The organism is Tateyamaria pelophila, assembly GCF_019966495.1.
Classification (GTDB): domain Bacteria; phylum Pseudomonadota; class Alphaproteobacteria; order Rhodobacterales; family Rhodobacteraceae; genus Tateyamaria; species Tateyamaria pelophila.
Genome location: NZ_JAIMIA010000236.1, coordinates 1 through 3538, shown reverse-complemented (window position 1 = coordinate 3538; position 3538 = coordinate 1). Strand labels below are relative to the sequence as shown.

2 protein-coding genes and 1 pseudogene are annotated in these 3538 nt (G+C 56.2%); all 3 read right to left on the bottom strand.

The window, feature by feature from the left end; all coding sequences use genetic code 11:
* Positions 1-39 precede the first annotated feature (39 nt).
* Complete coding sequence (locus tag LC354_RS26985; RefSeq protein ID WP_223429029.1) at positions 40-1998, bottom strand: GMC family oxidoreductase; 1959 nt, start codon at positions 1996-1998, stop codon at positions 40-42.
* Positions 1995-3005 (bottom strand): hypothetical protein, encoded by a 1011-nt coding sequence (locus LC354_RS26980; RefSeq protein ID WP_223429028.1) that lies wholly within the window; start codon positions 3003-3005, stop codon positions 1995-1997. The genes LC354_RS26985 and LC354_RS26980 overlap by 4 nt, the downstream gene beginning before the upstream one ends.
* A 111-nt stretch (positions 3006-3116) precedes the next feature.
* Positions 3117-3524: pseudogene (locus LC354_RS28210) on the bottom strand (metallophosphoesterase); the annotation flags it as partial.
* Positions 3525-3538 lie beyond the last annotated feature (14 nt).

Here is a 3538-nt window from a genome sequence, read left to right as displayed (position 1 = left end):
TCCTCCCGCCCGTTGTTTGAACGAAACTGAATCACAAAACTATGCAATCAAACAAGAATTAATGGGTGTGCTGCCTAGATCTTCTAATTCCTTTAGCATTTCCATGAAGCCCGAAGGCATTGCCGAAACTTTCGGTTCAGCTTCCGTGGCAGCTAAATATTGTGACGATTGGGCCGGTTTGGGCGCGTCCGTAACGCTCCAGCCTTTGGCGGCGATCAGCGTATCCATGGCGCGGATCGTTACCGCCGAAATTGTCAGCAGTGGATTGAGGCCCAGCGAGGAAGGCATGACGGCCCCGTCACAGACCATCAGCCCGTCGTAAACCGCAATGCCGTTGCCGGTGTAGACATGGCAATCCGCGTTCACCACGCCTTCGGCGGGCGTATCTGCCATGCGGCATCCGCCGACCGGGTGCACGGTGATCAGGTTCCAGCCGAATTGCGCGCTCCATGTCGGGTTGGCAAGATAATTGCCCCAGATCGCGTCGCTGGCCTGCCGCAAAATCTCGTTGTCGCGGGGGTAGGGGAAGGACTGGCCCACATCTGGCCAATGCACACTGATGATGTTGAGATCTTCGTTATAAACCAACTCGCCGGTGGCGTCGTCATGGGACATCACCAGATAGGATTGCGTGTTTGCAATCGCCCCGGTGTAGGACAAGGACGCCATATCCGTCATGGTGAGCATCGCATCGCCGAGGTCGGCGATGTCTTGCAGGCGCCGTTTCGCATCCGTGAACCGAGTGAAATTCGCTTGTGTCACATCATCAAGGAAGAACACGCCGGGATACATCATCGACAGAGCACCGGGTGCAACCCCGTCTTCGATCACCAGACCGTCGCGCAGGGGCTTGTGGGGTTCCATGTCCACGCTGATCAGGCCCGCGATGCAAGGGCCAGGTTTGTATTGATCCTCGGTGGGTGGGTTCGTCCCCGCGCCGACGCTGTAAATCGGTGCAATTTTTTGGTTCTTTAGGTCTTGAGTATAATTGGCGTCAAAACCAAATCCGAGGATATCGCCATTGCCGGAAAAGCCTTTTCCCAGCATGTCAGATGCCAACGGCAATCCCGCCTTTTCCGACCGCTTTAGGATCTTGGTCGATCCCAGCGCGCCCGCGCCGAGCACCACCAGCTTGGCCTTGATCGCCAGGCCCTCGGACGGGTCCTGTCCGAATTCCGAGATGTTGACCTGCCAGTTGTCACCATCCTGCGCAACAGTATGAACTTCGGCCTCGGTGAGGATGGTGGCGCCATTGGCCTGCGCGAAGGGAAGGTAATTCATCAGGGTCGTGTTCTTGGACCCGTAATTGCACCCTGAACAGCAATCTCCGCAGAGGGTGCATTCAGGCTGGAAGTTCCCGAAATGGTTCTTTCCATCCTCGAAGGTGACATTGATCGGAGGGCGGGAGAACGGTTGGTTCAGTTCGTCCGCTGCCTTTTTCAGCGACTTCAGTTTCGGCAGATCAATGGTGTCCGGCATACGGTTGGCGCCAAGCGCCTTTTTGGCCTCTTCATACTCCGACGCCAACGGATCGTCGCCCCGATACGAAGCAGGCCAAAGATAGCGCTTTGATCCATCCGCGTTTTCCACGAATTGCGTGAATACGCGCGGATCTGCCGTCAGCGAGACATTGGCATTCAGCAACGACGTGCCACCCAGCCCACAACCCACGATCACGTGCATATCGTGATTGATATGCAGGTCCGCCATGCCATTGAAGTCGGTCAGCCGCCCGCTCTGGGCTGTTGTCAGTTGCGTCTCGGCCTGAGCTTGCGCCAATGTGTTCGGGTACTCGCCGGGTAATATTTCCCGGCCCCGTTCCAGCAACAGAACCTTTTGGCCCGCAAGTGTCAGTTTGGCCGCCGAGATGGCGCCACCATACCCAGACCCGATAACGACAGCATCGAATTCCGCGCCGAGATCAATACCGTCCGGTGCTGCCGCCCGCGCATCTTTCAGAGAGGTCGAGATGCGTTTCATCTTCATTTTCATGGTCATGGGGCCCTCCTGAGAGGTTGGTATTTCTCGTCGGCCTGCTCACCCAGCGTCAGATACATCTCTTGTTTGCGGTCCAACTCGGTGATGACGGTATTGCGAAATTCGTGCCATGCAGGGTGGGTGGCCTCGACCGCCTTGGTCAATGCCTGTACGAGCGGATTTTCTGCGTCCGGGCGCGGATCAGCGGATGATACATGCGCGCACTGGATCTCGTGCCCATCGGGCATCTGATAAATCTGCAACGCGGCTGTGTTGTAGTGTTCGTCCATGAGCACGACGGATGCGCCTTCGACCGTGCTGAGCAGGGACGTATCCACCACCCAACCGCCGGTGTTGTAGACCGAAACAGGCCGTTTGAATCCCGGCACAACGATCTGATCGGAAAACGGCTTGTGGGTATGTCCGAAAATGAAGGTCGTGTGGTCCGGCTGTCCGTCGGGCCCGAGTTCTTCCTCCATCTGGGTTTTGACGACCTGTGCGATGTAGTCCCGCAGCCCTCGTTGCGACGCCAATCCGAGATGTTCGGTATAGCCATAACGTTCCAATTGAGAAAACCCGCCGACAATACTATCGATAAATCCGTGGCTGAGCATGTCGATCCCCTGTGATATGGAATGCGAATGCGGGAAGGGCAGTGTTTTTTGTGCCCATTCGGCCAGCAGTTTGCTCAGATGTTGCTGAAACGCGTGCGCGCCGCCTCCGGTGAGCAGCAAACGCTCGGCAAGCGAGACCTCCGTGCCAACTTGCCCATCAACGCCCAGCACAGACCATCCAAAGTCGATCCAGCTGCCATTAGCGGTTTCCAGACCCTCTGCCGTCATGGGAGGCATGGGTTTAGCCATCAGGGCGGCGAGCACGTAGGTCATCGCCTTGTACATGCTTTCAACGAAGTGCCCGTGGTGCAGAACCACGGCCCGCCGATCTCCCACTGGTGCGTCCTTGCGCGGGGCATAGCCCAGATTCGGATAGTAAGACGATACCGTTTGCGTACTTCCGGCACTTCGCATGACAGCGTTCAGCAAAGTACTGGTCCCGACGGCATTGCCCGGAGCGAAAGCGCATGACGTGTGTGCCCAATACGAATCAGATTCCGGATCCGATATAACATGCGCGTCAGGGCTGAATCTTTGCGCGCTCCACAACTCATGGTCGTGATTGCCAGCAACAAAGGAAACATCGCCGAAATGTCCTTTCAAACAGAGTTCCGACAAAAATCCCTTTAATACCGCAGCGCTATCACGCGGATTGGCAAGGGAAAAGTCCAGAGCGTCCCCGAGCAGAACCAGATCAGGCTTTTGAGATAACCCCATTTCTGCTAGCGTCGCATGAAGTGCCGCGCAGAATTTTGATGTGGTTGGACTGATTTCGTTTCGTAGCGGTTCGTTATTTTCACCCAGAACCGTTAATAGACTACCAGGCGCACCAGCGTGCAAATCCGAAATGACAAGAGTACAAGACTGCAGCCGACATTCCCCAAGTGGCCTGCCATCTGACGCGAAGATCGCCTGATCAGGCCTGCGGATCAAGTATCTTTTACCTC

Bases quoted from the DNA above. Each gene is read 5' to 3' on its own strand.
- LC354_RS26980 (WP_223429028.1), bottom strand. From the start codon at position 3,005: ATGCGAAGTGCCGGAAGTACGCAAACGGTATCGTCTTACTATCCGAAT.
- LC354_RS26985 (WP_223429029.1), bottom strand. From the start codon at position 1,998: ATGACCATGAAAATGAAGATGAAACGCATCTCGACCTCTCTGAAAGAT.